30 protein-coding genes are annotated in these 23,040 nt (G+C 68.7%); 11 read left to right on the top strand and 19 right to left on the bottom strand.

Going from position 1 to position 23,040, the window contains the following annotated elements:
* Nucleotides 1-96: 96 nt before the first annotated feature.
* The 4 genes from QSK31_RS38780 (at nucleotide 97) to QSK31_RS38795 (ending at nucleotide 3,288) form a co-directional block, all read left to right on the top strand.
* A complete protein-coding gene (locus QSK31_RS38780) occupies nucleotides 97-693 on the top strand; it encodes a DUF3090 domain-containing protein (protein WP_285689711.1) in 597 nt (198 codons plus the stop codon).
* Between the two features lie 2 nt (nucleotides 694-695).
* On the top strand, nucleotides 696-1,496 hold the full coding sequence (locus tag QSK31_RS38785) for an SCO1664 family protein (RefSeq protein WP_285689809.1): 801 nt from the start codon (nucleotides 696-698) through the stop codon (nucleotides 1,494-1,496).
* A gap of 137 nt (nucleotides 1,497-1,633) precedes the next feature.
* Nucleotides 1,634-2,872, top strand: a complete 1,239-nt coding sequence (gene mshC / locus QSK31_RS38790) for a cysteine--1-D-myo-inosityl 2-amino-2-deoxy-alpha-D-glucopyranoside ligase (RefSeq protein WP_285689712.1) — start codon at nucleotides 1,634-1,636, stop codon at nucleotides 2,870-2,872.
* A complete protein-coding gene (locus QSK31_RS38795; protein ID WP_285689713.1) occupies nucleotides 2,869-3,288 on the top strand; it encodes a HEAT repeat domain-containing protein in 420 nt (139 codons plus the stop codon). The genes mshC and QSK31_RS38795 overlap by 4 nt, the downstream gene beginning before the upstream one ends.
* 9 nt (nucleotides 3,289-3,297) lie before the next feature.
* On the opposite strand, the gene QSK31_RS38800 is transcribed toward QSK31_RS38795, so the two are convergent.
* Complete coding sequence (locus QSK31_RS38800; RefSeq protein WP_285689714.1) at nucleotides 3,298-4,089, bottom strand: GntR family transcriptional regulator; 792 nt, start codon at nucleotides 4,087-4,089, stop codon at nucleotides 3,298-3,300.
* Between the two features lie 93 nt (nucleotides 4,090-4,182).
* On the opposite strand from QSK31_RS38800, the gene QSK31_RS38805 reads away from it, so the two are divergent.
* The 6 genes from QSK31_RS38805 (at nucleotide 4,183) to QSK31_RS38830 (ending at nucleotide 7,628) form a co-directional block, all read left to right on the top strand.
* Entirely contained in the window at nucleotides 4,183-4,530 is a 348-nt protein-coding gene (locus QSK31_RS38805) for a hypothetical protein (RefSeq protein WP_285689715.1), read from the top strand.
* 171 nt (nucleotides 4,531-4,701) lie between these two features.
* Nucleotides 4,702-5,493 (top strand): class I SAM-dependent methyltransferase, encoded by a 792-nt coding sequence (locus QSK31_RS38810; RefSeq protein ID WP_285689716.1) that lies wholly within the window; start codon nucleotides 4,702-4,704, stop codon nucleotides 5,491-5,493.
* 224 nt (nucleotides 5,494-5,717) lie between these two features.
* The gene (locus tag QSK31_RS38815) at nucleotides 5,718-6,131 is read left to right on the top strand and encodes a DUF6232 family protein (protein WP_285689717.1); all 414 of its coding nucleotides are present in this window, start codon (nucleotides 5,718-5,720) and stop codon (nucleotides 6,129-6,131) included.
* Between the two features lie 112 nt (nucleotides 6,132-6,243).
* Nucleotides 6,244-7,122: a helix-turn-helix domain-containing protein gene (locus QSK31_RS38820; protein WP_285689718.1), complete on the top strand. Its 879-nt coding sequence runs from the start codon at nucleotides 6,244-6,246 to the stop codon at nucleotides 7,120-7,122.
* A gap of 35 nt (nucleotides 7,123-7,157) precedes the next feature.
* Nucleotides 7,158-7,325, top strand: coding sequence for a DUF397 domain-containing protein (locus QSK31_RS38825; protein WP_285689810.1), 168 nt, complete (start codon nucleotides 7,158-7,160; stop codon nucleotides 7,323-7,325).
* 117 nt (nucleotides 7,326-7,442) lie between these two features.
* Nucleotides 7,443-7,628, top strand: coding sequence for a DUF397 domain-containing protein (locus QSK31_RS38830; protein WP_285689719.1), 186 nt, complete (start codon nucleotides 7,443-7,445; stop codon nucleotides 7,626-7,628).
* 5 nt (nucleotides 7,629-7,633) lie between these two features.
* Here the strand turns inward: QSK31_RS38830 and QSK31_RS38835 are convergent, their stop codons facing one another.
* Nucleotides 7,634-8,503: a PAC2 family protein gene (locus tag QSK31_RS38835; RefSeq protein WP_285689720.1), complete on the bottom strand. Its 870-nt coding sequence runs from the start codon at nucleotides 8,501-8,503 to the stop codon at nucleotides 7,634-7,636.
* 156 nt (nucleotides 8,504-8,659) lie between these two features.
* Here QSK31_RS38835 and metH point away from each other — a divergent pair, with 156 nt between their 5' ends.
* Nucleotides 8,660-12,184 carry a methionine synthase gene (gene metH / locus QSK31_RS38840; protein WP_285689721.1) on the top strand — a complete coding sequence of 1,175 codons (3,525 nt, stop codon included), beginning with the start codon at nucleotides 8,660-8,662 and terminating at the stop codon, nucleotides 12,182-12,184.
* A 57-nt stretch (nucleotides 12,185-12,241) separates the two neighbouring features.
* On the opposite strand, the gene QSK31_RS38845 is transcribed toward metH, so the two are convergent.
* The 17 genes from QSK31_RS38845 to QSK31_RS38925 all read right to left on the bottom strand — a co-directional run bounded on the left by QSK31_RS38845 (nucleotide 12,242) and on the right by QSK31_RS38925 (nucleotide 22,892).
* Nucleotides 12,242-13,480 carry a tyrosine-type recombinase/integrase gene (locus QSK31_RS38845; RefSeq protein WP_285689722.1) on the bottom strand — a complete coding sequence of 413 codons (1,239 nt, stop codon included), beginning with the start codon at nucleotides 13,478-13,480 and terminating at the stop codon, nucleotides 12,242-12,244.
* A complete protein-coding gene (locus QSK31_RS38850) occupies nucleotides 13,480-13,674 on the bottom strand; it encodes a helix-turn-helix domain-containing protein (protein WP_285689723.1) in 195 nt (64 codons plus the stop codon). The genes QSK31_RS38845 and QSK31_RS38850 overlap by 1 nt, the downstream gene beginning before the upstream one ends.
* Nucleotides 13,622-13,870: a hypothetical protein gene (locus tag QSK31_RS38855; protein ID WP_285689818.1), complete on the bottom strand. Its 249-nt coding sequence runs from the start codon at nucleotides 13,868-13,870 to the stop codon at nucleotides 13,622-13,624. Before QSK31_RS38855 ends, QSK31_RS38850 begins: the two co-directional genes overlap by 53 nt.
* 71 nt (nucleotides 13,871-13,941) lie before the next feature.
* A complete protein-coding gene (locus QSK31_RS38860) occupies nucleotides 13,942-15,447 on the bottom strand; it encodes a replication initiator (RefSeq protein ID WP_352244542.1) in 1,506 nt (501 codons plus the stop codon).
* 70 nt (nucleotides 15,448-15,517) lie between these two features.
* Nucleotides 15,518-16,438 (bottom strand): hypothetical protein, encoded by a 921-nt coding sequence (locus QSK31_RS48970; protein ID WP_352244540.1) that lies wholly within the window; start codon nucleotides 16,436-16,438, stop codon nucleotides 15,518-15,520.
* Entirely contained in the window at nucleotides 16,438-16,635 is a 198-nt protein-coding gene (locus QSK31_RS38870) for a hypothetical protein (protein ID WP_285689725.1), read from the bottom strand. The genes QSK31_RS48970 and QSK31_RS38870 overlap by 1 nt, the downstream gene beginning before the upstream one ends.
* Nucleotides 16,636-16,648: 13 nt before the next feature.
* Nucleotides 16,649-17,119, bottom strand: a complete 471-nt coding sequence (locus QSK31_RS38875; protein WP_285689726.1) for a Pycsar system effector family protein — start codon at nucleotides 17,117-17,119, stop codon at nucleotides 16,649-16,651.
* Entirely contained in the window at nucleotides 17,116-17,556 is a 441-nt protein-coding gene (locus tag QSK31_RS38880) for a hypothetical protein (protein ID WP_285689727.1), read from the bottom strand. The genes QSK31_RS38875 and QSK31_RS38880 overlap by 4 nt, the downstream gene beginning before the upstream one ends.
* On the bottom strand, nucleotides 17,553-17,735 hold the full coding sequence (locus tag QSK31_RS38885) for a hypothetical protein (protein WP_285689728.1): 183 nt from the start codon (nucleotides 17,733-17,735) through the stop codon (nucleotides 17,553-17,555). Before QSK31_RS38885 ends, QSK31_RS38880 begins: the two co-directional genes overlap by 4 nt.
* Nucleotides 17,732-18,181, bottom strand: coding sequence for a hypothetical protein (locus QSK31_RS38890; RefSeq protein WP_285689729.1), 450 nt, complete (start codon nucleotides 18,179-18,181; stop codon nucleotides 17,732-17,734). The genes QSK31_RS38885 and QSK31_RS38890 overlap by 4 nt, the downstream gene beginning before the upstream one ends.
* Nucleotides 18,178-19,023: an RRQRL motif-containing zinc-binding protein gene (locus QSK31_RS49305; RefSeq protein ID WP_502873077.1), complete on the bottom strand. Its 846-nt coding sequence runs from the start codon at nucleotides 19,021-19,023 to the stop codon at nucleotides 18,178-18,180. Before QSK31_RS49305 ends, QSK31_RS38890 begins: the two co-directional genes overlap by 4 nt.
* Before the next feature lie 281 nt (nucleotides 19,024-19,304).
* The gene (locus QSK31_RS38900; protein WP_285689730.1) at nucleotides 19,305-19,628 is read right to left on the bottom strand and encodes a hypothetical protein; all 324 of its coding nucleotides are present in this window, start codon (nucleotides 19,626-19,628) and stop codon (nucleotides 19,305-19,307) included.
* Complete coding sequence (locus QSK31_RS38905) at nucleotides 19,628-20,185, bottom strand: DUF6197 family protein (protein ID WP_285689731.1); 558 nt, start codon at nucleotides 20,183-20,185, stop codon at nucleotides 19,628-19,630. The genes QSK31_RS38900 and QSK31_RS38905 overlap by 1 nt, the downstream gene beginning before the upstream one ends.
* A 121-nt stretch (nucleotides 20,186-20,306) precedes the next feature.
* A complete protein-coding gene (locus QSK31_RS38910) occupies nucleotides 20,307-20,492 on the bottom strand; it encodes a hypothetical protein (RefSeq protein WP_285689732.1) in 186 nt (61 codons plus the stop codon).
* A complete protein-coding gene (locus tag QSK31_RS38915) occupies nucleotides 20,489-21,340 on the bottom strand; it encodes a cell division protein FtsK (RefSeq protein ID WP_285689733.1) in 852 nt (283 codons plus the stop codon). Before QSK31_RS38915 ends, QSK31_RS38910 begins: the two co-directional genes overlap by 4 nt.
* Before the next feature lie 113 nt (nucleotides 21,341-21,453).
* Nucleotides 21,454-22,377 carry a hypothetical protein gene (locus tag QSK31_RS38920; protein WP_285689734.1) on the bottom strand — a complete coding sequence of 308 codons (924 nt, stop codon included), beginning with the start codon at nucleotides 22,375-22,377 and terminating at the stop codon, nucleotides 21,454-21,456.
* A 128-nt stretch (nucleotides 22,378-22,505) separates the two neighbouring features.
* Nucleotides 22,506-22,892, bottom strand: a complete 387-nt coding sequence (locus QSK31_RS38925; protein WP_285689735.1) for a hypothetical protein — start codon at nucleotides 22,890-22,892, stop codon at nucleotides 22,506-22,508.
* Nucleotides 22,893-23,040: the final 148 nt, after the last annotated feature.

The following is a 23,040-nucleotide window of genomic DNA, read 5'->3' on the forward strand; positions in this document are numbered from 1 at the left end:
GTCGCCTGTTTCCGCAGGGTGGAGGGCGGTTGCGCCCTAGGCGAACCGCGCCGGTGCACTGCGCGCACGCGCCGGGAGGCGGATAGGGTCGTCCGTATGACGCACCAGGTGCATGCGTTCGAGCCGCCCGAGCGGTTCGTCGCCGGTACGGTCGGCGAGCCGGGTGACCGCACCTTCTTCCTCCAGGCCCGTGGCGGCGGCCGCGTGGTCAGCGTGGCCCTGGAGAAGGTGCAGGTGTCGCTCCTCGCCGAGAAACTCGAGGAACTCCTCACCGAGGCGAGCCGCCGCTTCGACGTCGACATACCGGACGCGCCGGTGCTCCCCGTGCACGACAACGAGCCGCTGGACACGCCCGTCGACGAGGAGTTCCGGGTCGGCACGCTGGGGCTGGCCTTCGACGTCGACACCACCACGGTGGTGATCGAGGCGATCGAGGCCGGGGAGAGCGACGCCGAGGTGGAGCTCGGCGTCGATGACGACGACGATGACGATGACCTGCCCGACGACGACGAGGACGAGCCCGACGACGACCTCGACCGGCTCCGGGTGCGGCTGACCCCCGAGGCGACCCGAGCGTTCATCGACCGCGCCCGCCGCGTGGTCGCCGCCGGCCGCCCGCCCTGCCCGCTCTGCGGCCAGCCGCTCGACCCGGCGGGCCACCTCTGTCCCCGGCACAACGGTTATCACCGGTGACGATCTCGGTGCTGCCCGAGGACGACGCGGTCGAACTGCTGACCCGCGGCGAGATGGAGCTCGAGGGCCGCCTCGTCGACGCGTCCAACACCACGCTGCGCGCGGAGATCACCCTCGACGGCCTGACCCGGCGCTGCGTCTACAAGCCGGTGCGCGGCGAGCGCCCGCTGTGGGACTTCCCCGACGGCACGCTGGCCGGCCGCGAGGTGTCGGCCTACCTGGTGTCGCAGTCCACCGGCTGGGGCCTGGTGCCGCCGACGATCCTGCGCGACGGCCCGCTCGGCGTGGGCGCCTGCCAGCTCTGGATCGACGAGCCGGAGGGGGCGCAGTCGCTGATCGGTTTCGTGCCGGCCTACGACATCCCCGAGGGCTGGCTGGCCGTCGCCAACGCCCGCGACGAGGAGGGCGACGCGTACGCGCTGGCCCACGCCGACGACGCGCGCCTGGCCCGCCTGGCCGTGCTGGACGCCGTCATCAACAACGCCGACCGCAAGGGCGGCCACGTCCTGTACGCCCCCGAGGACCGCGTCTTCGGCGTCGACCACGGCGTTTCCTTCCACGTCGAGAACAAGCTGCGCACGGTCCTGTGGGGCTGGACGGGCAAGCCGCTCCCGCCGGACGCGGTCGAGACGCTCACGTCCTTGCGCTCGGCCCTGGACGGCAAGCTGGGCGCGGCCCTCGAGGAGCACCTGACGATCACCGAGGTCCAGCACGTCCGCCTGCGCGTGAAGCGCCTGCTGCGCTCCGCGAAGTTCCCGCAGCCCCCGACGGACTGGCCCGCCGTCCCCTGGCCGCCTGTTTAGAGAGCGCGACCATTTACGCACGTGGAGCGAAGCGACCCTCGGCGTGAGCGGCGGTCCGCACCCACCACCCCGCTACGACCGGCTCTTGATCTTGATCTCGTTGTTGATCTGCTGATGGTGCTGGATAGGCTCTTGGCATGGACGCTTGGGTGGGGCACGAGGTGCCGTCGTTGCCAGGAACGTCGCCGGCGCTGCGGCTCTACGACTCGGCCCGCCGCGGCGTCTTCGAGAGCGCGCCGTCCGGGCCCGCCACCATGTACGTCTGCGGCATCACCCCCTACGACGCCACCCACCTGGGCCACGCCGCCACCATGATCACGTTCGACCTGGTGCAGCGCCTGTGGCGCGACGCCGGGCACCCGGTGACCTACGTGCAGAACGTCACCGACATCGACGACCCGCTGCTCGAGCGGGCCAGCCGCGACGGCGAGGACTGGCTGGTCCTGGCGATGCGCGAGACCGCCCTGTTCCGTGAGGACATGGAGGCTCTGCGGATCATCCCGCCGGCCCATTACGTCGGCGCCGTCGAGTCCATCCCGCGCATCGCCGGCCACGTCCGTGACCTGATCGCCGCGGGCTGCGCCTACACGCTCGAGGACGGCACCGGCGACGTCTACTTCAAGGTGGCGTCGGCCCCCGACTTCGGCTACGAGTCGCACCTGTCTCGCGACGAGATGGTGGCGCTGTCGGCCGAGCGCGGCGGCGACCCGGAGCGCGCCGGCAAGCTGGACCCGCTCGACCCGCTGCTGTGGCGCGGCGCCCGCGACGGCGAACCGGCCTGGGACGGCGGCGACCTCGGCCCCGGCCGCCCCGGCTGGCACATCGAGTGCGCGACCATCGCCCTCACCCTGCTGGGCACCACGATCGACGTGCAGGGCGGCGGCAACGACCTGCTGTACCCGCACCACGAGTGCTCGGCCGCCCACGCCGAGACGCTGACCGGCGACCGCCCGTTCGCCCGCCATTTCGTCCACGCCGGCATGATCGGCCTCGACGGCGCGAAGATGTCGAAGTCGAAGGGCAATCTGGTCTTCGTCTCCCGCCTGCGCGGCGACGGCGTCGACCCGATGGCCGTCCGGCTGGGCCTGCTGGCCGGCCACTACCGCTCCGATCGGGAGTGGACCGACGACGTCCTCAAGACCGGCCACCAGCGGCTGGCACGCTGGCGCACGGCAGCGTCGTCCGCCTCCGGGCCGTCGGGCGAGGGCTTCCTCTCCGCCGTACGCGAGGCGCTCGCCGATGACCTCGACGCCCCGTCCGCGCTGGCCGTGGTGGACGCCTGGTCGGAGGCCGCGATGGCCGGCGCCGGCGACGATCCGGCGGCGCCGGCGTTGATGGCCCGTACGGTCGACGCCCTCCTCGGCATCCGCCTGTGACCGCTGCCGCCGGTTCGCCGCGGCAGCGGGTCGAGGCTGAGGTCGCGCGGCGCGGCGCGGACGCCCTCGTCGACGGCTGCCTGGCCATGCTGACCGGGGTGGCCGTGGACGTCGATCTGCTGGTCGTGCTGGCCGGCCCGATGTCGCCGCGCTACCTGGACGCGCCGGTCGAGCAGCAGTACTGGCTCCGGGTCTGGCCGGCCCGCGGGCTGCTCTGGGCGCCCTGGCGCGACCGCACCGCGAGCCCGATCGCGGCCGCGCTGTCCGACGAGCATTGGCGGGTCCGGGAGATGGCCGCCAAGGTGGTCGTCCGCCACCGGGTCGACGAAGCCTTCGACGCGATCACCGCGATGCTCGACGACGAGAACCCGCGGGTCCGCCACGCGGCGGCCCGCGCCCTCCGGACTCTTTCCTAGGCTCTTCTTCTAGGCCAGGGCGAATCCCGGGTCGGGGTCGGGGTCGGGGGTGGGCGCCGGGATCTTGTAGTCCTCGGTCAGCGTCGTCATCGGCCCCGGCCAGGTCGCCTGGGCCACCTCGATCGGCTTGCGGGTCTCGTCGAAGGCCACGTGCAGCAGATGCAGCACCGGCGTGTCGGGCCGGATCTGCAGGATCTCCGCTTCCTCGCGGCTGGGCTGGCGGGCGCTGATCGTGTCGGTGGCCGAGGTGTAGCGGCGGCCCAGCGCCTCCTCCGCCTCCTGGTAGAGCGGCCGCCCGAACGCCTCGCGCCGTTCCAGGGAGGTGCCGGTGACGTCCTTCAGCCGGAACCAGGAGGCGCCGACCTCGACCGCGGCGTCGTCGGTGCGCACGATGTGCCGGCGGACCAGCATCTCGGTGCCGTCCCGCACGCCGAACGCGTCCGCCACCTCCGGGGGAGCGGGCTCGCGGCCGACCCCGGCGAGCTGCTGGCGGTAGCGCGCGGCCAGATCCGCGTGGTAGCCGCGGTGCGAGCCGTACCTGCCGCGGGCCAGGCGGTTGAGGCGGCGGCGGGTGCCCCGGACGTACGTGCCGGAGCCCGGCTTGGTGATCAGGATGCCTTCGACGCGCAGCTGGTCGACGGTGCGCTGCACGGTCTGCTTGGCGACGCCGAACATCTCGGCCATCGCCGGGATCGACGGGAGGCGTTCGCCGGGCTGCCAGTCGCCGCGGCGGATGCGCTCCTTCAGCTGGGTGGCGATCTGGCGGTGCGGGAACTCGGCGGCGCCCGGGTTGATCGTCATCGCGTACCTCCTAGCCCTAGGTTCCTAGGATGCCCTAGGCGACGTGCCCGGCCCGGCAGCGACACGCCCGGGCCGATCTGCGAAGCTCTCCGCGTGGAAGCACTCCGGCTGATCCTTCTGTACGTGCACCTGATCGGTTTCGCGCTCCTGCTGGGTGGCCTGGTCACGCAGTACCTCAGCGGCAAGATCCGGATCAACAAGGCGGTGCTCTGGGGCGCCATCGTCCAACTGCTCAGCGGCATAGGCCTGGCCGCGCCGCTGCGTGGTGGCGGTGACGCCGAGCCGAGCCCGGTCAAACTCGCCGTCAAGCTGGTGATCGCGCTGCTGATCTTCGTGATGGTGTTCTTCTCCCGGAAACGCGACGCCGTCAACAAGGGCCACTTCCTGGCCATCGCCGGCCTGACCCTGGCCAACGCCGCGGTCGCCGTCTTCTGGCGCTGAGCCTCGCGTGCGCTGAGCCTCACGTGCGCTGAGCCCCGCATGCGCTGAGCCTCACGTGCGCTGAGCCCCGCATGCGCTGAGCCTCACGTGCGCTGAGCCCCGCATGCGCTGAAGCGCGCTCGCTCTGAATCCCGCTTGCCCCGGGGGCGTGCAGCCGCGATCGTCGATCACATGCTGACCCCGGAGATCCTCGAGTACTACGAGCGCGGCGGCGAGACCGTCCGGCTGTCCAGCGGCGTCGGGCGGTTGGAGTTCCTGCGTACGTGGGACATCCTGACCCGTATCCTGCCGCCGCCACCCGCCGTGATCGTGGACGTCGGTGGCGCCACGGGCGTCTACGCGGGCCCGCTGGCGCATGCCGGCTACCAGGTGACCGTCGTCGACCCGGTGCCCGCACACATCTCGTCCGCCGCCGAACTGCCCGGGGTCGCTGCCGTGCTCGGCGACGTCCGCTCCCTGCCGCAGGGCGACGGCACCGCTGACGTCGTACTCCTGATGGGGCCTCTTTATCACCTGCCCGATCCCGCGGAACGAGCTCTGGCGTGGCGAGAGGCCGTCCGCGTCGCCCGTGCCGGTGGGCTGGTGGCCGGCGCGACGATCACCCGCCATGCGCCGCTGCTGGACGTCGTTGCGCGCGGCCTCTTCGGCGACCGGGAGGTGCAGGCGGTCACCCTCGACGACCTGGCGCACGGCCGGCACGTCAGCCCGCCCGGTCGCCCACTGTTCACGACGGCCTACTTCCACGCCCCCGGTGAGCCGGCCAGGGAGGCCTCGGCGGCGGGTTTGACGGGGGTACGCACGCTCGCGGTCGAAGGTCCGGTCTGGCCGATGGCCGACCGGGTGGCCGACCTGCTCGACGACCCGGTGACGTCGGCCGAGTTCCTGTCCGTGCTGCGCGGCCTCGAGGCCGAGCCGTCGCTGCTCGGCGCCTCCAGCCACTTGCTGACATTTGGCAAATCCTGACGGCCGTACTGCAATCTGCGGTATAGCAGTTACGTCCGCTTGGCCGCATACTGAGTGCAGCGTCACGATAGGGGTCCGTGGACGAAGGAAGCGGCGCCCAGCTGCCACTGAGCGCCGCCTCGGGCATCCGACCCCGGAAAGGGGAAAGGGTGTGCCCGCTCAAATCCCATCCTTCTCCTCCTTTCCGGGTCGGTGCAAGACCCGCGCGGAAGGAGGTGAAGCAGTTGACCGTCTACTTCAGAAGCCACCGCCTGGTGATCACCGACAACCTCGTCAAGGTCCGGGTCGACCGGGGGTGGCAGGTGTGGGTGATCGCCGAGCTGAACGGCTTCTCCGTACGGCACGACGAACCACCGTGGACCACCGGGATGTGGGCGCCGGGCTCGTCGGCGATCGTCGTCGGCCTGCTGGCGTCCCAGCTCGGAGGCTGGGCGCTGCCGCTGGCCCTGGTCGTCTTCGGCCTGGCGGCGCTCATCGCGCTCATCGAACGCCGGCGAGCGAAGGCCAGATCCTGTTCCCGGCTGCAGGCCGAGTACAAGGGCTCCGGCGTGGTCGTCTTCGAACTGCCCCGCAGCGAGTTCGACGCCGCCTGCCGAGGCTTGCTCCGAGCAATCGAGCGAAGGGAAGACACGCAGTAGTAAAGATCCGGGATCAACGAGCCTGCCGTACTGGCGTACCGTTCCGTGTCTGCGATATAGCTAGTAGGGATACGGCAGGCTCACGCAGTGTTATCGATGGAGGCACAAGGTCGTGTCGGGTCGGGCTGAATACCCCGCCGTCAGCCGATGGCGGGTCCGCCACGCCCTGCGGCAGGCGCGCGACGCCAAGGGCCTGACCCAGACCGAGGTCGCCGTCGCCATGGAGTGGTCCCTCTCCAAGGTTCAGCGCATCGAGCTGGGCGAGGTCAACGTCTCGGCGACCGACCTCCGCTCCGTCCTCGACCTCCTCGACATCACCGACCCGGCAATGGTCGGCGAGCTTCTCGAGGAAGCCCGGATGTCCCGCCGTGAGCGCTGGGTGGTGGACCCGGACCTGCGCGAGCACCTGACGGTCAACTCCGTCCAGCTGTTGCAGTTCGAGGCCGTCGCCGACTCGACACGTTGGTTCCAGACCAACATTCTTCCGGGGATCCTGCAGACCCCTGCCTACACCGAGGCGGTCCTGAGGTTCTACGACCCCGAGATCGATGACAACCGTCTCAAGGCGCACCTGGGCGCCCGGGCGCAACGGCGCCGGACGGTGCTCGACCGGACCGACTCCTCGCAACTGAGCGTGATTCTCTACGAGCCGGTGCTGATGATGAACGTCGGCGGCGTGGACGTCATGGCGGAACAGCTCCGGGACCTCGCGGTGACGGCGGGCCGGCCGAACGTGAATGTTCGGGTTCTGCCGGTGTCGGAGGGACTCCTGGCCAACGTCGGGTCCTTCTGCCTCCTGGGTGTGAAACGCGGGGTATTTCATGGCGAGTTGGTCTACCGTGAGATCTCGGAAACCGACTATCTTGATGACGATCCCGGGGTGGTGAACCTTCACCGCCGAGTCTTCACTGACGCATGGGAAAGTGCCTTGCCTCAGGTGAAGTCGGTCAAGCGGATCGTCGCGGAAGCTGCGGCCCTCGAGGCAAGCTGAGGATTGAGGGTTGGATGCAGGCCACGACGGAGTGGATGAAGAGCTCGTATTGCTCGAGTGGGCAGTGTGTGGAAGTTGCCGACGGCCTCGAGTTTGTTGCTGTGCGTGATGGTAAGCGTCCGGACGACGGGGTGCTAAAGGTCTCGCACAATGACTGGCGTGGATTCCTCGAGGGGATCCAGGCGGGCGACTTCCCTCGCTGAGAGTCTGGCTTGCTGGTGCGTCGGCTACGGTCGGCGCACTTTTTTGTGCACCGACTAAGTCTTCGTTAAGGAAGCGGGCTCCAGTACGCTGGCGATCGGATACGAGGGGAGGCTTCCATGACGGCCCTGGAAAATCTGGTGTGGACGCGCAGCAGCTTCTGCTCGAGCGGGGCGTGTGCCGAGGTGGCCTTCGACGGCGAGTTCGTCTACCTGCGGAACAATCGCGAGCCCGAGAAGATCATCAAGCTGGACCTCGACGAGTGGGCTGCCCTGAAGCAGGGCATCCACAATGGCGATTTCTGACGGTACTACCAGGAGCCGGCGGTCGGGCCGGCGGAGCCGCCGCGGCGGCGCAGGTACTTCTCGAACTCGCTGGCGATCTCGTCGCCCGTCAGAGGCTTGATCCCCGCGTCGCCGACGCGTTCCTCCAGCTCGCGGACGTACTCGCCGAGCTCCGCGTCCTGCTCGGCGGCCGCTCGCACCCGCTTCTCCCACTCGTCCGCCTCCTCGGCCATCTCGGCCATCGGCACGGGCAGGTCGAGCACGTCCTCGAGGCGGTGCAGGAGGGCGAGCGTCCCCTTCGGGCAGGGCGGGTTGTTGGCGTAGTGCGGGACGTGCACCCAGAAGGACAGCGCGTCGACCTCGGCTCGGCCGCAGGCCTCCTGGAGGACGCCGACGATGCCGGTGGGGCCGTCGTAGCGGGTGGGCGCCACCTGGTAGCGGGTGGCCACGTCGGGGCGGGACGCCGAGCCGCTGATCGGCAGGGGGCGGGTGTAGGGGACGTCGGCCAGCAGGGCGCCGAGCAGCACGATGCGCTCGACCTCGAGGCTGTGGCAGATCTCCAGGACCTGCTCGCAGAACGTCCGCCAGCGCATGCTCGGCTCAATGCCGCGGATCAGCACCACGTCGCGGTCGGCGCCGGGCGGGGTGGCCCGCATGAACCGGGTCGTCGGCCACTCGATGGTGCGGGTCTCGCCCTCGGTCATGGTGACCGTCGGCCGGCTGACCTGGAAGTCGTAGAAGTCCTCGGGGTCGATGGCCGCGATCTCGCGCGCCTCCCACACCTGTTCCAGATGCTCGACGGCCGCGGTGGACGCGTCGGCCGCGTCGTTCCAGCCCTCGAACGCCGCGATCGCCACGGGGGAACGCAGCTCGGGCAGGCCGTCGAACTCGCTCACGTTCTCCACCTTCCGCCGTTCGTACTCCCGAAGCCTACGTGCCGCGCTGGAAGCGCACCCGGCGGCCGCGCCGCACCGGCGAGAGCCCGGTCACAATGGCAGGCCCGCCTGTGGACAACCGGTCACGCCCGGACACCCCCGGATTAAAGTGGCGGGATGCCGACCAACGACCTGCTTTCCGCGCTGTCCCAGCGGGTCCTCGTCGCCGACGGGGCCATGGGCACGATGCTGCAGGCCGCTGATCTGAGCGTGGACGAGGACTTCCAGGGCCTCGAGGGTTGTAACGAGATTCTGAACGTCACCCGCCCGGACGTCATCCGGGGCGTGCACGAGGCCTACCTGGCGGCCGGCGCCGACTGCGTCGAGACCAACACCTTCGGTGCGAACGCCAGCAACCTCGGCGATTACGACATCGCGGACCGGATCCGCGAGCTGGCGGAGGCGGGTGCCCGGATCGCGCGGGCGGCGGCCGATCGGTTCAGCTCGGCGGAGCAGCCACGGTACGTGCTGGGTTCGGTCGGTCCGGGCACCAAGCTGCCGACGCTGGGCCACACGTCGTACACGTCTTTGCGGGACGCCTACCAGGAGACGGCGGCCGGCCTGGTCCTCGGCGGCGCCGACGCGGTGCTCATCGAGACCTGCCAGGACCTGCTGCAGACCAAGGCGGCGGTGGTCGGCGCGCACCGGGCGATGGCCGAGGTCGGCACCACGATCCCGCTGATCACGCACGTGACTGTGGAGACGACCGGCACGATGCTGCTGGGCAGCGAGATCGGCGCCGCGCTGACCGCCCTGGAGCCGCTGGGCATCGACCTGATCGGGCTGAACTGCGCCACCGGCCCGGCCGAGATGACCGAGCACCTGCGGTTCCTGTCGCGGCACGCACGCGTACCCCTGTCTGTCATGCCGAACGCGGGGCTGCCCATCCTCGCGGCCGGCGGCGCCTACTACCCGTTGACCCCCGACGAGCTCGCGGAGGCGCTCGGCCGGTTCGTCCGGGAGTACGGCGTCTCGCTGGTCGGTGGCTGCTGCGGGACGACGCCGGAGCACATCTCCCGGGTCGTTCAGGAGGTGCGAGGATCAACTGCGGGCTCGCGTACGCCGGAGCACGCGCCCAGCGTGTCGTCGATCTACCACGAGGCGCCGTTCCGGCAGGACGCCGGCGTGCTGATGATCGGGGAGCGGACCAACGCGAACGGTTCCCAGGCGTTCCGTGAGCCGATGCTGGCCGGTGACTGGCAGGCCTGTGTGGAGATCGCCCGTGGCCAGGCCCGGGACGGTTCGCACCTGCTGGACCTGTGCGTCGACTATGTGGGCCGCGACGGCACACAGGACATGCGCGAGCTGGCCGGCCGGTTCGCGACCGCGTCCACGCTGCCGATCATGCTGGACTCCACCGAGCCGCAGGTCGTCGAGGCGGGGCTGGAGATGCTCGGCGGCCGCTGCGTGGTCAACTCGGTGAACTACGAGGACGGCGAGGGCCCGGGCTCGCGGTTCGCCCGGATGATGCCGATCGTCAAGGAGCACGGCGCCGCGGTGGTCGCGCTGACCATCGACGAGGAGGGCCAGGCCAGGACGGCGGACTGGAAGGTGCGGGTCGCGTCCCGGCTGATCGACACGCTGACCGGCGAGTGGGGGATGAACCGGTCGGACATCCTGGTCGACGCGCTGACCTTCCCGATCGCCACCGGTCAGGAGGAGACCCGCCGCGACGCGCTGGAGACGATCGAGGCGATCCGGCGGATCAGCGAGCTCTACCCGGGCGTCAACTTCACGCTGGGCGTGTCGAACGTGTCGTTCGGCCTGAACCCGGCAGCCCGGCAGGTCCTCAACTCGGTGTTCCTGAACGAGTGCGTCGAGGCCGGCATGACCAGCGCGATCGTGCACGCCAGCAAGATCCTGCCGATGTCGCGCATCCCCGGCGAGCACCGCCAGGTCGCCCTGGACATGGTGTACGACCGGCGTCGTGAGGGCTACGACCCGCTGCACCGGTTCATGGCGCTGTTCGAGGGCGTGGATGTGGCGTCGGCACGGGAGACCCGGGCGCAGGAACTGGCCGGGCTGCCCTTGGACGAGCGCCTGAAGCGCCGCGTCGTCGACGGCGAGCGCAAGGGCCTCGAGGCGGACCTGGACGAGGCGCTCGGGACGAGTTCCGCGCTGGACATCGTCAACGACATCCTGCTGGACGGCATGAAGACGGTCGGTGAGCTGTTCGGCTCCGGCCAGATGCAGCTGCCGTTCGTGCTGCAGTCGGCAGAGGTGATGAAGGCGGCGGTGGCCTACCTCGAGCCGCACATGGAGAAGAACGAGGACGAGGACGGCAAGGGTCGCATCGTGCTGGCCACGGTCAAGGGTGACGTGCACGACATCGGCAAGAACCTGGTGGACATCATCCTCAGCAACAACGGCTACGAGGTCGTCAACATCGGCATCAAGCAGCCGATCACCGCGATCATCGAGGCGGCCGAGGAGCATCGCGCCGACGCGATCGGCATGTCCGGCCTGCTGGTCAAGAGCACGGTCGTGATGAAGGAGAACCTGCAGGAGATCGCTTCCCGCGGGCTCGCCGCCCGGTTCCCGGTGATGCTCGGCGGCGCGGCGCTGACCAGGTCGTACGTCGAGGACGACCTGCGCTCGCAGTACGAGGGCGAGGTGCATTACGCGCGGGACGCGTTCGAGGGGCTGTCCCTGATGGACAAGATGATGACCGCCAAGCGGGGCGGCGCCGCGGTGATCGACCCTGATCGCGAGGCGGCGCTGGCGGCCCGCCGGGCGCGGCGCGAACGGCAGCGGGCCCTCGTGTCGGACAGTCTGCCGCCGCTGGACGACGCCTCGGTGCGTTCGGACGTGGCGACCGGCGTCCCGATCCCGCGGCCACCGTTCTTCGGCACCCGGGTGATCAAGGGTGTGCCGCTGGCCGACTACGCGTCGCTGCTCGACGAGCGGGCGACGTTCCTGGGTCAGTGGGGCTTGCGCGGGGCACGCGGCGGCCAGGGCCCGTCGTACGAGGAGCTGGTCGAGTCGGAGGGCCGGCCGCGGCTGCGCTACTGGCTGGACAGGCTGATCGCCGACCACGTGCTGGAGGCGTCGGTGGTGTACGGCTACTTCCCGGCCTACGCGGAGGGCAACACGCTGGTCGTCCTCGACGAGAACGGCGCGGCGGAACGGGCCCGCTTCACCTTCCCGAGGCAGAGGCAGGAGCGCCGGCTGTGCCTGGCGGACTTCTTCGCCCCGCGTACGCGGGACGGGCTTGATGTCGTGGCTCTGCAACTGGTGACGGTCGGCCAGCCGATCAGCGAGTACACGGCGAAACTGTTCGCCGCCGACGAGTACCGCGACTACCTGGAGGTGCACGGCCTGTCCGTGCAGCTCACCGAGGCGCTGGCCGAGTACTGGCACCGCCGCATCCGCTCCGAGCTGGCTTTCCCCGACGGCTCCACGGTGGCGACCGGCGATCCACCGGACCTGGCGGGCCTGCTGAAGAACGACTACCGAGGCTGCCGCTACGCGTTCGGCTACCCGGCCTGCCCCGACCTGGCGGACCGAGCCAAGGTCGTCGACCTCCTGGACGCCACCCGCATCGGCGTCACCTTGTCCGACGAGTTCCAGCTGGAGCCCGAGCAGTCCACCGACGCGATCGTCGTCCACCACCCGGACGCCAGCTACTTCAACGCCAAGTGACTCTAGAATCGGCTCTGACCTGCGCTTCTATCGGCTAGATTGGCCTGGAATCCAAGATCATGCCGTGCTCATGCCGTCTGGCGCTCCGGAGGGGTCTGGCGGGTCAGCATCAAAGGCGGCGTCGATCGCCCGTCGGGTCCGGTCCTCACTGCTGGGCAGCAGGTGCGTATACACCCGCAGAGTGAAGCCCGGATCCGTGTGGCCCAGGTAGCTGGCGAGCGCCTTGATGCTTTCGCCGGCGTCCAGCAGGACGGAAGCGTAGGTGTGCCGGAGCACGTGCATCCCGTTGCGGCGATCGTCCTCGATGCCCGCGCGACGGATGGTCGGCTTCCACACCCGCAGGTTGAACTCATTCCGCTCGAGGGCACTCCCATCGGGCCGGGACAAGAGCAGTCGAACTGTCACCGGTTCCCCGGTCAGTGTGCCGAAGGGGAGTGTGACATCGACGGGAGGTATCTTTTCCGCGTGGTGGTCCAGGCGGTCAGCCACCGATCGTGGCAGCGGTACCTCGCGTGTCTTGCGTCCCTTGGGTAGCGCGAAGATGAGCCTGCCCCGGACGATTTTGATCTGACGCCGGACCATAATGATTCTCCGGTCTCTGTCGATGTCGTCCGGACTTAATCCGAATATCTCGCCCTGCCGCAGACCGCATCCGGCACCTATGTCCACACAGATGCGGTATCGAGGTGCCGTTGCTGACCTCATTGCGATGCGCTGCTCTGCGTTCCAGGGGATGACTTTTTGCGGGGTGTATGTCGGAGCCCGAACGCTTTTCGCTGCGAACGGGCTACTGGCGATGCGTTTGTCGTCGACAGCGGCATTGAAGACCATGGAGACGTCGTTGTAGAGGACACGCCGGTAACTTGCGGCAAGTCCCTTCTCTTGAAGCTGCCGCCCCCATGCGCGGATTGTTGACGGATGGATTGCCGACAACGATAGATGCCCGAGCTGCGGAAGAACGTGTAGCCGGAACTCGTATTCGAGACGGACCATCGTCTGTTCGTCTACGGAGGTTGCGCTCATCCATTCCTTTGTGAACGCCTGGAAGGTGATCCGCCCCGCGTTCGGATCGACGTAGCTGCCCCGAAGTACATCGGTTTGCACCGAGGCCAGAAAGGCTAGGGCTTCTCTCTTCTTTTTGTCCGGGAAAGATTTCGACTTCTCACGCCCGTCAGGACCGAGGTACCGGACCCGATAACGAGAGCCTTTCCCGTAGCTCGCTCGCGGGACCTGCTGAGTCTTGCCATCAGGGCCTGCGACTGTGCGATACCAGGTGTCGACCAGATGCCCCGCCATCAGGCCGCCTGGCGTTGTGTGCGGAACCAGTCGCGGACGTCGTCGGGGTCGTAGCGGAGGTGGCGGCCGACGCGGCTTGCGGGTGGTCCGTATTGGCGTTTGCGCCAGGTGTAGAGGGTCTGGACGGGTACGCGGAGGTATTCAGCAGTCTGGTGGATGTCCCAGAGTGCCTCCCTCCGTAGTGGTGTGGTCATAGTGCTCCTTGAGGGTTGCGGTCACGTAGACGCGGATTTCTCCGGCGTGACGTGCCGAGTGGGTGCTGCTACGGATGCTCACCCGGTCGCCGTGTTGCTCGGTGAGCAGGGTGAGCAGGTGTTGTTTCTGTTGTGCGACGGTCGCGGCCGGGCCGATGAGCCGGACGGCGAGCAGTGGCCGGGGCGTGCCGGGCATAGGTGTGCCTCTTCCGGGTTGTGGATTCCGCTGTGGAGTTGTCAAGGAACGGGCCGGTTGACACGTACGTGTCAAGCTGCGGTGGGGAGGATGGTCGCGGCGGCGGCGAAGTCGTCTTCGCGTGCCTCGCGGGCGGCTTGGTCGCGGCGGCGAGCGGCGTCGGCAGCGGAGTTGGCGAGCAGGGCGTCGCCGGTGCTGATCCAGCCGGTGGCGTGGTAGCCGAGCCGGGTGACGACGAGGTCGGCCTGGTCGTCGTCCCAGAGTTGCGGGAAGCCCTGGGTGCGTCGCCAGATGGTGCGTTGCATGCGCAGGAAGCCGTAGGTGACGGAGAAGCCGCGGCTCTTGGTGGTGATGTGGCCGCCGCAGCCGAACATGTGGGCGTAGCGGCGTAGCCGGTGCCAGCCGTCGGCGGTGCCGAGGTTCCAGCAGGCGCGGATGAGCCGGCCGACGTGGGTATCCGGGGTGGCGTGCAGCTCGATGGTGAGTTCGTCGATGCGGCGGAAGATCTGCCCGGTGGCCTCGGTGCTCTTGGTGACATACTTGGCGAGGTAGCCGGTCAGCTTGGCGAGGTTGTCGTCACCACCGGGCGCGTTGATGTGCTTGATGTCGAGACCGTGCTGGCCCCAGGCGATATGCCAGCCTTCGCCGCCGTTGGCCGGATGAGGGGCGCTGGTGTAGCTGGTTTTGCGGAAGGCTGTTTCCAGCACGGCGGCGACCATGGCGCGGGTGACGATCTGGTCGGGCGGGACGATCGCGCCGGGGCAGTCGGGGTGATAGCCGTCGAACCGGATCGCTGCGTGGTAGTGCAGGGCGCCACGTGCTTGCAGTTCGTAGACCTTGACGTAGCGACGGCGCAAGGTGACCCCGAGGCGCTTGCCGAGACGCTGGAGTTCGCGGTCGGCTTCCTGGATGGTGCGCCGCCACAGTTCGGGTGCTTCGTGGTTCCAGACGACCTGGGCGTCGTGGTCGTAGCAGTCCAGGCACAGCGGTTGACCGAGGGCGGGATCGGTGGCCTTGTGCCGGGCTGTGCACCGCGTCGGTTGGCCGTGCTCGCAGGGTTTGCCGAACGGGTGGCAGGGGTTCGGCCGGCAGGTGCAGGTGTCCTTGTTGCGGCAGTCGGCGGCGTGGGTTTTGACGACGCGGTGGTGGACCTGCCCGAAGCTGGGGGCGGTGGCGGTGAGGAACACGGCGAGGTGCTGGCCGAGTGGCGGCAGGCCCCATCGGTCGCCGCGGAGTCCGGCGGCGATGAGGTGGTAGGTGTCGCGGCGGTAGACCTCGGCGCAGGAGGGGCAGACGGCGGCGCGGCGGTTTCCGCAGGGGGTGTAGATGGCGCCGTCGGGCATGTCGGCGGTGTCGATGGTGTGCAGGAGTGTGCCGTCGGGGTTGTTGACGTCGATCTGCCCGGTGAGCCGGATCGGGTGGCGGCAGGCGGCGGCGGCCTGGACGTGGCCGAGCCAGTCGCCGAAGTCGCCGGAGCGGACCCGGGCGCGGGCGGCGGCGACCTCGGCGGTGTCGAAACCCAGCTCGGTGTCGGGGTGCGAGGTTCGGGTGCGGTGGGGGTGGCCCAGGGCCAGAATTTCTCGGCGTTCTCCCCCGTGCCCACAACCGTGGTGGTTGTGGACGCGAGAGGCAGCGACGAGCTGCTCATTAGGCGTTGGCTCCTGCCATGGTGCTGCCGTTGCGGGCGGTGGTGTCTGCCTGCTTGGGCGGGTTGGTTTCGAGGTAGAGAAGGATCGCTTCGGCGGTTGCGGTGTCGACTCGCAGACGTACGGCCATCTTGTTGGTGCTGATCGGTTCGCCGGTGCTGTCGAGGTGCGAGGTCGCGATCGCGCGGGCGTTGTCCAGCAGCGCTTGCGGGTATCGCGGAGCGTCCTCAGCGGGCAGCGTGGCGGGTACCGGTTCCGGTGCGGCCGGGGTGGGCGTCGCCTGCTCCGGTGCGGTCTTCTTCGCGGGCGGTCGGTTGCTCGGTGTCTTCTTCGCCGCCGCCGTCTTCTTGGCGGGGGTGGCCCTGGTCGTGGATGCGGCAGCCGGGCGGGCCTTCGCGCGCGTTTCGCCTGTGGGGCTGGCGGGCGAGGCGGCCGGCTTTGTGGCCGCGACCGGTTTGGTGGTGGGCCGAGGTGCGGTGGCGGTTGCGGTGAAGACGAGCTTGGACAGTCCGAGGAAGGCCAGCGCCGGGAGGGCGGAGACCACCCAGCCGGACAGGCCGGGCTTGGCCACGGCGAGCTGTGCGGTCAGCGAGAACAGGACAGCGCCGATGAGCAGTGCCATCGGGTATCCGACCTTCGCGTTCTGCTTGTCACGGCGGCGTCGGCGGCCGATCTCGATGATGGCTGCGGTCGGGATGAGTTCGGAGATGACCGCGTTGGCCCAGCCGAACCATTCGTCGGTTCCTGCGGGGCTGTTGTCGAGGGTCCATTCCTTGACGTGGTTGAACGAGGCAGCTCCGGCCATGAGGCCGACGAACAGGACGATGACGACGAGGACCGCTGCCTGGCCGGTGTCTGCCGTGAAGCGGCGGCGCGGCGCGGGTCGGGTGGTCTTCTTGGTGGGCGTGGGTGCGGTGGTCATCATGACCTCCGCTCGCGGCTGGTCGAGTCGGCCGGGTCGATGTGGATGCCTTTCGCGGCCAGGATCTGAAGGGCGTGGGCACGGTCGCGGGCCCCGTGCACGGTGATTCGGCGACTGACGTAGCGCTCGGTCACGGTCCGCTCAGTGGTGACCTTGGAAGTCTCGGTCGTTTTGGGAGTCCGCTTGTTGTCCGGCATGGAAGGTCTCCGTTCAGATGATCGCGAAGAGGGAAGCGGTCAGTAGGGCGATGAGGAGGGCTGCTCGCAGCAGGTCGGTGGCGAGCTGGACCAGGCGGTACTTGTGGCGCACCATGCGCGACAAGGCCATGAGGCGTTGGGCGAGGTAGGCCGCGTTCTCGCGGTCGTTCTGGCTGAAGTCGGACAGGACTTCGCCGAGGCTGTTGGTGCTGGCCCAGCGCATGAAGCCGTGGTTGCCGCCGAGGGTCGGCCGTACGGCCGTGATGAGCACGGCTACGGCGACGGCGATGAGCGCGACGGTCAGCAGCGCACCGGCCGTCACGGGTGCGGGGAGCTTGGTCTTGGCCAGCAGGGCGATGCTGACGGAGACGGACGTGAGGGCTCCGGCCAGCAGCATGGACGCCTTGATGTCGACGCGGGCGATCTGGCCACTGGTCTCGGTGATCGCGTCGGAGATGGTCTTCGGGTCGGGGGTGCGGTTCATGAGATGGCCTCCGGGTCCAGAGGGATGAGGGAGATGACCCCGTTGCAGTCGAGGCAGAAAATGGGGCCGAGGCCGAGGGCTTGCAGGTCGGCGCGCAGCTCGGACGGGGTGTTGTAGCTAGCGGGGTAGGCGGCGAGGCCGTCGCAGGACTTGCAGGCGGGCTGGCAGAGCGGGCATCGCTGGTACAGCTCGCCCATGTAGTCGCAGCGCCCGGCGGGCATCTGCGTATCGATGCAGTACCGGCAGTGGTAGCGACGCAGGTGGTTCTCGGCCATGGCGAGGGCTTCGGTCCATGTCGCGAAGGCGTCGTGCGAGACGCCGGATCCGAAGGCGGTGACCGAGCAGCAGGGGCAGACCGTCTCCCACGGTTTCTCCGGGGCGAGGAAGCCTTGCGGGTTGTAGGAGACACGGATGCGTTGCTGGTGAAGGACGCTCATCGGGTGGCCTCCTGACGGCGGCCGGTGAAGAAGAACAGTTCGACGCCGTCCGGCACGGGAGTGCTGGTGTCGCCGTTGTCGATCGGCCGGGAGAAGCCGAGGCCGGTGTCCGGGCGGCAGACGCGGGTGATGTGCCACCGCTTGCACGGTCGGCGGCGGCCGGCTTTTGCGCCGGTCATGACTCGTCACCGAGCAGGGACGCGAGCAGCGTCTCCGCAACGTCCGACGGAACTTCCGTGTACTCGAAGCGGCGGTAGCAGACGAGGCATTCGAACGGGTAGTGGCCGCCGATGTAGTCGAGGTGGTCGAAGTGGTTGTGCACCAGGACAGCCGGTTTCGGAGCCAGCTCGGGCTGACCGATGAAGGCGGCGTTGTCAGCCGGGCGGACGTCTCCCGGGATCGCGCCGCAGCAGCCGAGGTTGTGGGTGACGGTCTGAGTGCCGTCGGCGTGGCCGATCGTGAATCCGGTGCCGTAGCAGCCGTGGAGCTTCGGGTTGGCGGCCAGGTCGGCCGGGTCGGGCTCGGGACCGACGAAGTACAGGTTGCCGTCGATCACCAGGGCTCCGGGCTGAGACAGCATCTTGAGCCAGTAGCGGCGTGAGTCGTCGGAGTTGTAGGTGCTCATGAGACACCTCCGGGGGTGCAGTCGAGGCACGCGCCCGTGCGGCGCGGAATCTGGTAGGGCTTGAGCTGGAGGCAGGCCGGGCAGACGCGCTTGGCGCGGTTGGCCTTGTCGAGGGCGGCGAGCTGTGCCGCGGTGGCGGTGCGCTTCGGCAGCGCCAGATCGATGCGGTAGAGAAAGGCGACGCGCTTACCGCGACGCCACATCAGTTGCGCTGCAACGGATTGACCGCCGGGACGCAGGTTCCGGGCGTGGAGCTGGCGCAGCGTGGCGTAGCCGTCCGGGGCGAGCTTGAACGGGAACGTCGGGATGCCGAACCGCTCACCGGTGGGGTCGTAGAACACCATCGGGTCCTCCGAGTCATCGGCCGGCGTCACGTCGGCCTGGTCGTCGCCGTGCGTGCACGGCTGGCCGAACGTGGGGAACTCGTAGCTGTCGCGGTCAACGTCTTCGGGCAGGAAAGCGGCCTCACAGACGCCGCAGACGATCGGGCCTTCATCGAAAGCCGTTACAGAGAGCCGAATTTTGCGCGGGCAGACGCACTCGGCGGAGACGCCGTTGTTGTTGTTCGTGCGCTTCTTGGCCTCGCCGAAGGTCTCCGGGTGGCGGAAGACGCGCAGTGCCTTGCCGAGGTTGGTGATGACCGGCGCGTAGGCGCGCTGGGTGTCCTCGGTCAGGGTGCAGGCCGAGTAGCCGAACTTGTCGGTCTTGTCGGTGGCCATGCCCAGCTCGGCCGCGAGTTTGGCGAATTTCTTGTTGTGCCAGCGGCCTTGGCGGCTGGTGTCTTCGATGCCGCGTGCGTCGGCGAGTCCGTGGGTGGCCTCGTGGGTCAGGGTGGTGAACACCTCGACCGGGGTGCGGGACAGGCCCTCACCCGAGACCAGGACCTCAGGAAGGCGTTGCTCTCCTGACTGCCAGCGCAAGGACGCGAAGTGGCCCCACTTCATGTTCGAGTTCGGTTTCGTGGGTGATCCGGAGCCGACGATGAGGACGACAGCCGGGACCTCGGGGTGACGGGCGCGGATCGCGTCCCAGGCCGCTTCGAGAGCGGCGACGAGTCCGGCGCTGGTGAACGCCGGTTCTTGACACGTACGTGTCAGGTTGGGGATCTCTGCGAGGGTGGTCATCAGAAGTCCTTCCGCCAGGTCAGAGCGGTGGAGAGGTGCTTGGGGGCGCAGAGCAGGTCGTCGGTCTGGTTGGTGGTGAGCCGCGAGAGGTTGCCGTGGGTGTCGGCCTCGTAGCGGCGTTTGCGCAGCAGCGGCCGCACGACGGCCGCGGTCGGGCACAGCGGTGCCTCGGCGCTGTAGAAGTGGCCGCAGGTGCGGCACTGCTCAGGAGCCGGCAGGGCCGGTGGGGTGTGGTCGCTCCACAGGCGGATCAGGTCGGCGACGGTGACCGCCATGCCGGCCTTCATCAGCCGGGGGTCGAGCTTGACGGCGGGAGAGCTCATCAGCGGGCCGCCAGCCAGGTCAGGTAGGCCGCTCGGATGGGCTGAGGTTCGATACCCGTCGCGTACTCGGCGTACGCCGCCAGCTGCTCGTCGGTGGCGTGCGTCCAATCCCATTCGTCGGCGGCCGCGTTGAAAGCCGCGACGATCTCGCCGCAGGTGCGGGTGTCGTCGTCGTTCCAGGCGAAGACGACTTCGGTGGTGTCGTTGGCGCAGAGGCAGTACTCGTCCTCGGGGCACCAGGGGTCGCACGGCGGCCGGTAGCCGAGCCCGAGCAGGTGAGCGTTGAGGAACGCGCGGGCGTTGTTGTAGGACCGGAAGCCGGGCACGTCGGTCGCGTTCATCGGCGTCGGGTAGCAGAAGCCGAACGCGGCCATGCCGATAGCGCCGTCGGCGCAGGCGGGCGGGAAGGCGTCACCGGGGGTGCCGCCGTAGTAGACGTTCTGGACCCAGCCTCGAGTCTCGAGGTAGCGGGCAGCGCCGCGCAGAATCACGGCAGGGGTGATGGTCTCGTCGGCGGTGTCGGCAGTGTCGACGGCCGGGTTTTGGGTACGGTGCATGGATGCCACGTCCTTTCGGGGGCGTTGGTGTGGCCGACGGGCCGGGCTGCTTTCCAGGGCTTTGGTCCCGGTTCGTCGGTTCCTCTATGTGGTTGTGCTGGTGGTGCCGGGTGTCAGCGGCTCAGGCCGCGTTCTTGGTCCAGGTCTTGGTTGCGGGGATCGCCGGGCAGCGGCGGCAGGTGTTGCCGTTGCGGGTGAAACGGCGAGGTTTGCGCCAGCTACGGCAGGAGGCGCAACGGATAGCCACGACGCGGCTTTCGCGGATGCGAAGCCGGGGAATGCGCGGAATGCGGGTGGTGGTTTTCATGCGACAGCCCTCAGGTTCGGTGGGGTGTCACGGGCTTCGCGCCGTTTGGCGGCGGCGTAGTCCGCGACGCGGAGGAGATTGGCGTTGGTGAGGAACGCGCCTTTGACACGCGTCGGGATGCCGTCTTCGGCCAGGAGCAGGCCCTCGCCCCGGTTCTTGGGGTCGATCTTCGCGGCGGAGTAGCCGCGTCCGGCCCAGCCGTGACCGAGTACGACGTCCGACGATGAGTCGTCGACGCATCGGCCGGCGAAGCGCCAGCCGAACAGGAACCGCAGCGACGTTGGGATGATGTCCGAGCTGGGACGCTGGGTGGCGGAGACGTCGATGACGGCGACCGCCCGGCCTCGGGCGGCTACGTCGCGGTTGAGAGCGGAGAAGTATTCCTGCTCGATTTTCGTGCCGACGGTGGCGGCGTAGTAGGCCAGCTCGTCGATTGCCAGCAGCAGCGGGCGCATACCGTCGCCCCGTTCGATTTTCTGGCGTCGCTGGTCCAGCAGATAGGAGTTACGCAGGTCGAGAACGCCTTGCACGCGTTCGAGCGTGTAAATGGCGTGGTCGAGATCGGGGCCGACGAATTCGGCAGCGCTGCCCCTCCACAGGCCCAGGTCGACTTGCTTGCCGTCGATCAGGACCAGGTCGCAGTCGTCGCACATCGCGGCGTAGCCAACGATGTTGTGCAGCAGCATGCTTTTCCCGGCGCCGGGTTCACCGCCGATCAGAATGTTGTGGTAGATCAGCGGCAGGTGGACCGGGAGGCCGTATTCGTCGATGCCGATGAGGATGGGGTCGTAGATGGACATGCCCGTGCCGACCGGAACGCTCGGCGGGGCATCGAACGGAGCGTTCATGAGCGCGGTTCCGATTCGGTTGGGGTGTGCCCGGCGAGACACGTGAAGGTCGTGGTGACGCGGTGGCGCGCCGGGTCACACGGGAAGGGTTGTTGACACGTACGTGTCAGCGGTTAGGCGTAGTCACTCGGGTCGATCTCCGAGGACGGTTCCGGGTTTCGCGGGATGCGAGCCCGGGTGTTGGTGTTGGGTGCGCGCTTGGTGCGCGGGCCGGGCACGTCGGCGAAGTTGAGGCCGACGGGCGGGGTGGCCGGGGACGCCAGGGCGGTGGCCGGCATGTCGTCCGGAACGTGGTCCGGAAGCGGGGAGAGCACGTCGGCCGTGAGCGTTTCGCGGCGGACGATGTCGATGCGGATCAGCGCCGCGTACTTACGTGAGGCGGCCGTGACGCGGGACTCGTTCGCCCAGCAGGCGACGGCGAGCTTCTGCGTCTGGCCCTCTTGTTCCAGGTCGGACAGCGACAGACCGGGCCGCAGCCAGATCCACACCCGTTCACCGGCCGGTGTCGGCTTGGCGAACAGGATGAACGGCAGAGTGCGCTGCCGGTTGTGTGCGATGAACGCCGCGAAACACATCCGCAGCCGGTGCCGGACAGTCAGGCACCAGAACGCCGACAGCACCGCACGACGGGCAGGCCCGATCGCGGACGGAGCGCCGATGATCACGGCGAGGATGAGCAGCGACAGCCACACCGGCGTGGCACCCATGAGCCACGTCCAGCCGTAGACCAGGAAACAGCCGAGCAGGATCTCCGGCAGCCAGTGCCAGATGATCCGCAGCACAGGCCAGATGATGATCAGCACGGCGACGGTGCCACCGAGCAGAACACCGGCCAGCAGGCCGAGGAAGCCACCCAGGATCGGGTGCACGTAAGACGAGAAGACCGTGCCCGCCAGCAAGGCAGTCACGATCGCCGTGACGAAGAATGCGATCTTCGCCTTCCGGCGCTGGGTACGCTCGATCTCGGGCTCGATGACCGTGACGGTCCGCCCGTTGTTGGAGCCGCCAAACCAGTTACGGCGGTTAGACTTGGACACGACAAGTTCCTCCCTCTCCGGAGGGCTGGGAGTTGTTGAGGGACAGGCGCGGGGCCGCACAGGACGCCAATCTCGTGGCGGCCCCGCACTTGCGGGTCAGTGGCTACCAGGAGCCAGACGGTCAGGGGTCAGGCGACCTTCATGGTCGCGGTCGACACCACCTCAAGGCCCATCGCCTTGAACGCGACACCGTGCCGCGTGTTGCCGTTCTGCTGCGAGACCCACGGCAGGGCCTCCAGGTCGAGCGGCACCACCCGGTCGCCGTCCTCGGCGGCCGGCTTCTCGGCCGAGACGATCGTCACGTTGAGCTGACCACTCCACTTCTTGCCCGCCGCACGGCCACGCCCGAACATCGGCGCAGTCCACATCGGCAGACCCGTCTCACGGTCCAGCTTCTGCGTGTTCGTCTTCTCGTCGATCTTCGGCATGATCTCGTCCGCCATCTCGAAGATGACGCTCGTGGTGTCCAGCATCAGCCGCGGCTGCGTGCTGATACGAGGCTGGTTCTGAGGCATTACTGGCTCCTTAGCTACGCCCGAAGGGGCGTCCACGGCTGCGATCCGTTATCGCAACACTGTTGCGCAACATGGTAGCGATACCGGCTTATGTTGCGCAACGGCGTTGCGATACTCTTTCGTAGTGACTGACCCTCGTGACGCGCTC

Source organism: Actinoplanes sp. NBRC 103695 (assembly GCF_030269485.1).
Lineage (GTDB): Bacteria > Actinomycetota > Actinomycetes > Mycobacteriales > Micromonosporaceae > Actinoplanes.

Bases quoted from the DNA above. Each gene is read 5' to 3' on its own strand.
- QSK31_RS38800 (WP_285689714.1), bottom strand. From the start codon at position 4,089: ATGACGATCAACCCGGGCGCCGCCGAGTTCCCGCACCGCCAGATCGCC.
- QSK31_RS38885 (WP_285689728.1), bottom strand. From the start codon at position 17,735: ATGACCGGCGCAAAAGCCGGCCGCCGCCGACCGTGCAAGCGGTGGCAC.
- QSK31_RS48970 (WP_352244540.1), bottom strand. From the start codon at position 16,438: ATGACCACCGCACCCACGCCCACCAAGAAGACCACCCGACCCGCGCCG.
- QSK31_RS38810 (WP_285689716.1), top strand. From the start codon at position 4,702: ATGCTGACCCCGGAGATCCTCGAGTACTACGAGCGCGGCGGCGAGACC.
- QSK31_RS38905 (WP_285689731.1), bottom strand. From the start codon at position 20,185: ATGCACCGTACCCAAAACCCGGCCGTCGACACTGCCGACACCGCCGAC.
- QSK31_RS38915 (WP_285689733.1), bottom strand. From the start codon at position 21,340: ATGAACGCTCCGTTCGATGCCCCGCCGAGCGTTCCGGTCGGCACGGGC.
- mshC (WP_285689712.1), top strand. From the start codon at position 1,634: ATGGACGCTTGGGTGGGGCACGAGGTGCCGTCGTTGCCAGGAACGTCG.
- QSK31_RS38875 (WP_285689726.1), bottom strand. From the start codon at position 17,119: ATGAACCGCACCCCCGACCCGAAGACCATCTCCGACGCGATCACCGAG.
- QSK31_RS38830 (WP_285689719.1), top strand. From the start codon at position 7,443: ATGACGGCCCTGGAAAATCTGGTGTGGACGCGCAGCAGCTTCTGCTCG.
- QSK31_RS38900 (WP_285689730.1), bottom strand. From the start codon at position 19,628: ATGAGCTCTCCCGCCGTCAAGCTCGACCCCCGGCTGATGAAGGCCGGC.
- metH (WP_285689721.1), top strand. From the start codon at position 8,660: ATGCCGACCAACGACCTGCTTTCCGCGCTGTCCCAGCGGGTCCTCGTC.
- QSK31_RS38925 (WP_285689735.1), bottom strand. From the start codon at position 22,892: ATGCCTCAGAACCAGCCTCGTATCAGCACGCAGCCGCGGCTGATGCTG.
- QSK31_RS38825 (WP_285689810.1), top strand. From the start codon at position 7,158: ATGAAGAGCTCGTATTGCTCGAGTGGGCAGTGTGTGGAAGTTGCCGAC.
- QSK31_RS38850 (WP_285689723.1), bottom strand. From the start codon at position 13,674: ATGACCACACCACTACGGAGGGAGGCACTCTGGGACATCCACCAGACT.
- QSK31_RS38870 (WP_285689725.1), bottom strand. From the start codon at position 16,635: ATGCCGGACAACAAGCGGACTCCCAAAACGACCGAGACTTCCAAGGTC.
- QSK31_RS38910 (WP_285689732.1), bottom strand. From the start codon at position 20,492: ATGAAAACCACCACCCGCATTCCGCGCATTCCCCGGCTTCGCATCCGC.
- QSK31_RS38890 (WP_285689729.1), bottom strand. From the start codon at position 18,181: ATGAGCACCTACAACTCCGACGACTCACGCCGCTACTGGCTCAAGATG.
- QSK31_RS38880 (WP_285689727.1), bottom strand. From the start codon at position 17,556: ATGAGCGTCCTTCACCAGCAACGCATCCGTGTCTCCTACAACCCGCAA.
- QSK31_RS38780 (WP_285689711.1), top strand. From the start codon at position 97: ATGACGCACCAGGTGCATGCGTTCGAGCCGCCCGAGCGGTTCGTCGCC.
- QSK31_RS38855 (WP_285689818.1), bottom strand. From the start codon at position 13,870: ATGCCCGGCACGCCCCGGCCACTGCTCGCCGTCCGGCTCATCGGCCCG.
- QSK31_RS38845 (WP_285689722.1), bottom strand. From the start codon at position 13,480: ATGGCGGGGCATCTGGTCGACACCTGGTATCGCACAGTCGCAGGCCCT.